The sequence below is a fragment of the Bacillus sp. XF8 genome (genome assembly GCF_017498755.1).
In the GTDB taxonomy this organism is placed as follows: domain Bacteria; phylum Bacillota; class Bacilli; order Bacillales; family Bacillaceae_G; genus Bacillus_A; species Bacillus_A bingmayongensis.
On record NZ_JAGDQK010000095.1, the window covers coordinates 1 to 4,021 of the forward strand.

At 33.9% G+C, this 4,021-nt stretch carries 5 protein-coding genes and 1 pseudogene; 5 read left to right on the plus strand and 1 reads right to left on the minus strand.

All coding sequences use genetic code 11. From position 1 onward, the window contains the following. Positions 1 to 147 precede the first annotated feature (147 nt). A complete protein-coding gene (locus J4P91_RS28385) occupies positions 148 to 621 on the minus strand; it encodes a MarR family winged helix-turn-helix transcriptional regulator (RefSeq protein ID WP_207996754.1) in 474 nt (157 codons plus the stop codon). A gap of 152 nt (positions 622 to 773) precedes the next feature. Here J4P91_RS28385 and J4P91_RS28390 point away from each other — a divergent pair, with 152 nt between their 5' ends. From J4P91_RS28390 to J4P91_RS28410, 5 genes and pseudogenes are all read left to right on the plus strand, one after another. After that, complete coding sequence (locus J4P91_RS28390) at positions 774 to 1,358, plus strand: DUF3238 domain-containing protein (RefSeq protein WP_207996755.1); 585 nt, start codon at positions 774 to 776, stop codon at positions 1,356 to 1,358. A 149-nt stretch (positions 1,359 to 1,507) separates the two neighbouring features. Then, positions 1,508 to 2,092 (plus strand): DUF3238 domain-containing protein, encoded by a 585-nt coding sequence (locus J4P91_RS28395; RefSeq protein WP_207996756.1) that lies wholly within the window; start codon positions 1,508 to 1,510, stop codon positions 2,090 to 2,092. Positions 2,093 to 2,159: 67 nt separating this feature from the next. Further along, entirely contained in the window at positions 2,160 to 2,786 is a 627-nt protein-coding gene (locus J4P91_RS28400; protein ID WP_207996757.1) for an FMN-dependent NADH-azoreductase, read from the plus strand. A gap of 301 nt (positions 2,787 to 3,087) precedes the next feature. Next, positions 3,088 to 3,417: pseudogene (locus tag J4P91_RS28405) on the plus strand (IS4 family transposase); the annotation flags it as partial. Between the two features lie 281 nt (positions 3,418 to 3,698). Beyond that, positions 3,699 to 4,021, plus strand: a 323-nt coding sequence (locus J4P91_RS28410; protein ID WP_207996758.1) for a MarR family winged helix-turn-helix transcriptional regulator, incomplete at its 3' end; no start/stop codon positions are given.

A 4,021-nucleotide genomic window follows, 5' to 3' on the forward strand; every position in this document is an offset into this window, starting at 1 on the left:
TTCATCAGATACAGAAATAGACATATAAAAACGCCATCCTTTCCTATGATTCTACAGAAAGAATAGCGTATTTTTTTCATTTTATGGGGGATTATATACTTTTTAAGTTAACGGGCGTACGGTTAGTTCACCTTTTAAAATTAATATTTACCAAACAGGTCTTAACCTGGATGATAAATTACCTTCATTTGCTTCATAAACTAATTTTGTTAAATCCTCTTTGAGCATTTGCATTCGTTCAGTACCTATGTTTGTAATCCAACGCTGTTCAATCTCAGCTAGTATCTTCTCTTTTGCTTTTACAACTAACCAACCTCGTTCAGTCAAAATAATAATTTTCCCTCTCTTATCAGTAGGATGAGCTTTGCGCATTACATAACCACTTTTCTCAAGATAATCCACCATTTTACTCACAGCTTGCTTCGTAATTCCTAAATATTCGGCTAGTTCTATACCTGTTGCTCCATTAGGAGTGATACATTTAAACATAAAACCATGTACAGGTCTAATATCTCCAAATCCCAATTCATTTAATTTTTCATGTAATTCATTAATGGATGTACTAAAAGATAATGATAAAAGCGATGTAAGATCTAATTCACTAAATACTTGATGCTTCATACATAAAACCTCCTCAAATGAAGTCAACTTGGTTGACTACAATTCGATCCTATTGTACTATACGGTATATAGTCAATCAAATTGACTATATTTTGATTTTAAAAGGAATAGAACTTACCGAAACAAAAATTAATAAATTATGGAGGTTTCTCATGGCTAATATCGTTAAAATTAGAGGAAGTGTATTTGCACCGTATGCTTGGTTGGAACCTATTGAAGATCCTGCAACAGGAAAGATATTAGAATACACTGGTGATGCACGTGAATTTACACCTTATGCTGTAAACACTATGCGGTCAAGGTTAGAGCAAGAAGTGATTATTGATTTTTATAAAAAAGAAGTTTTCACATTTGCAGATGCTTGTATCACAACTGTAAAAATTACAAATCCAGATGGTTCTATTGAACATAAAAAAGGAAAAACTGATACACAAAACATTGTGTGTACGAATGTTTTGTGGGGCACTGATGAAGTTTCTTTTGTGATGAGAGCAAGTGCCAGCAATCCTTTAAATACAGAAGCACCTGCGTCTGATTATTTATTAACTATACGTGTTAATAAGAGTGGTGTTGTGCATATTGAAGGCTCTCATGATGGATTCCCTTGCTATGAATTTTATAAGCAAACAGATTTTGGTCCATTTGAATTAATATATACACATGATTTCAGAAAAACTGGTGACACTCCAGCAGCACTAGCTGGAGAAATGGAATACAGTTTTAAAATAATAATCTAGATATAAATATGAATCAGAAGAATGTCACTATTTAAACCAAAAGCAGAAAATATTAAAGAAAAAACAATTGAATATGCGAAAGAAATTGCGATTTGTTTTGCTCAAGGTTTTTCTGTATTACCCAAAATAAAATTACAGAGGTGTGTCTCATGACTAGTATCGTTAAAATTAGAGCAAGCGTATTTATTCCAATGTCTTGGACTGAACCTAAGAAGGACATTCAAACGGGCAATGTGATCCAATTTGAAGGTGACTCACGTGAATTTACACCTTATGCTGTAAACGCTATGCGTTCCAGAATTGAACAAGAAGTAGTTGTAGATTTTTACAAAAAAGAAATTTTCACATATGCGAATACTGGCATAACAACAGAAAGAGTCACAACTCCAGATGGTTCTGTTAATAAAAGAACAGGAAAAGCAAGTACAGAAAATATTGTGTGCACGAAGATTGTATGGAGTTCTGATGACGTCAAGTTTCAAATGAGTGCTAGTGCTAGCAACCCATTAAATGTATATGCACCTCCCGTTGACTACCTATTAACTGTACATGTTAAAAAAGATGGTACTGTTGATATTGAAGGTGAACATGATGGATTCCCTTGCTATGAATTTTATAAACAAACAGATTTTGATCCGTTTGAACAAATTCATACACATGATTTTAGAGAAACTGGTGATACAGCTGAAGCTCTAGATGGAGAGATGGAGTATAGTTTTAAAAAAATATTGTAAAGGCAATATAACGCCGTTTTGAGTGAATATATAACAACGCAAGAGTGAGTAACAGGAGGAAAAGAGAATGACAACAGTTTTATTTGTAAAAGCAAACAATCGTCCAGCAGATCAGGCAGTTAGTGTGAAATTATATGAGGCTTTTTTAGCAAGCTATAAAGAATCACATCCAAATGATACAGTGGTAGAGCTTGATTTATACAATGAAGAATTGCCATATGTAGGAGTAGATATGATTAATGGTACATTTAAGGCTAGTAGAGGACTTGATTTAACAGCAGAAGAAGCAAAAGCAGTAGCTGTTGCTGATAATTATTTAAATCAATTCCTTGCAGCTGATAAAGTTGTGTTTGGTTTCCCATTATGGAATCTGACAATCCCAGCTGTACTACACACATATATCGATTACTTAAACCGTGCTGGTAAAACATTCAAATATACGCCAGAAGGTCCAGTAGGTCTTCTTGTAAATAAGAAAATTGCATTATTAAACGCAAGTGGCGGTGTATATTCTGAAGGACCAAAAGCTGAGATGGAAATGGCTGTTAAATATGTAGCAAGTATGATGGGCTTCTTTGGTGTAACAGATATAGAAAAAGTAGTGATTGAAGGTCACAACCAATTCCCTGATAAAGCAGAAGAAATTATTGCTACAGGGCTTGAAAAGGCTGTTAAAGTAGCAAGTACGTTCTAATTAATATAAAATTTGTTACTCTATACAGCAGTACCAACACTTTTATAGTGGTGGTACTGCTTTTTTAGTCGCTTATCTCGCTACTCTTTTACGTTTTATCCATATAGGGTATTGCCCATCGCCATCAACTTAAAAAAACAGATCAACCCCAAAACGAAAAAAATGAGCTGAATGGTTATAAATAATTGTAGTGAGATAAAAATTTTCATTTAGGGGGGCACTTCATAACTTTAGCTTGATGGCGATGGGGTAGCACCATCAACTTAAGAATCTGTACTCCCCCCAAGTGTAAAAAAACGTTATTCTTTTTAAAAAGAATAACGTTTTTTTTAGGAACCTTTCAATTCAGGATGAATTACAACTATTTTCTACAGAACTGTGTCGGCAACTAACTCCCTCTCATTTGGAAGAACTCAAAAGACTTAGGTTTTGCAAAAAAAAACGAAAATTTTCCGAAAGCGAATTAGCTACCATCTGTATTGGGATAAGTCAACGTACAACGAGTAATTCTCTCGTTCAAATATGTAGCCAGTTACACGCATCCACAGGAATTCTTATGAGTAAACGCTTCGACAGAAAAGCTGTGGAGTTTTTGAAATATATTTTTTCTGCATTATGGAAAAGCAGACTTTTATAGATGCATCAAGGGCTCTTCGCATTTTTGAATGCGTAATAACAAAAAGGGCCCCAAAAGGTTTACCTTATGAAGTTCAAGGGATTCTTGCCAATACAGCTGTGATATTGGAGCTTTTTATGTGTTACTAAAAAGAATTTGTAATTAAAGTATTGAGATATATTTTCCTTTACACTAACATAAAGATATAATATAGTTAAGTTAACTTAACTAAACTGTATGTTGAAACGGAAAAATGGCGTACAATGCAATAACAGAATGATTGGAGGAAGAATACTATGACTAGGTCTTATAAAGAAGTGATTAACGAAATGAATCGAGCCTACAATGAATTCTACATTTTACTATCTCAGGAGTTAAAGGATGAGTTCGGTCTCACAGGACAGCAAGAGAGCATGATATTCTATATTAATTTAAATAAAAACACTACAGCGAACAACATTGCGACCACTTTTAATATATCCAAAAGTGCTGTCAGCCAAGTTTTATCTAAATTGGAAAAGCATAATATGATTTCGAAACAAGTAAATCCTAACAATAAACGTGAGTATTTCCTTACACTTGGTCCTAACGGTAGCAAGTATATAGAACGGTTGTCTCA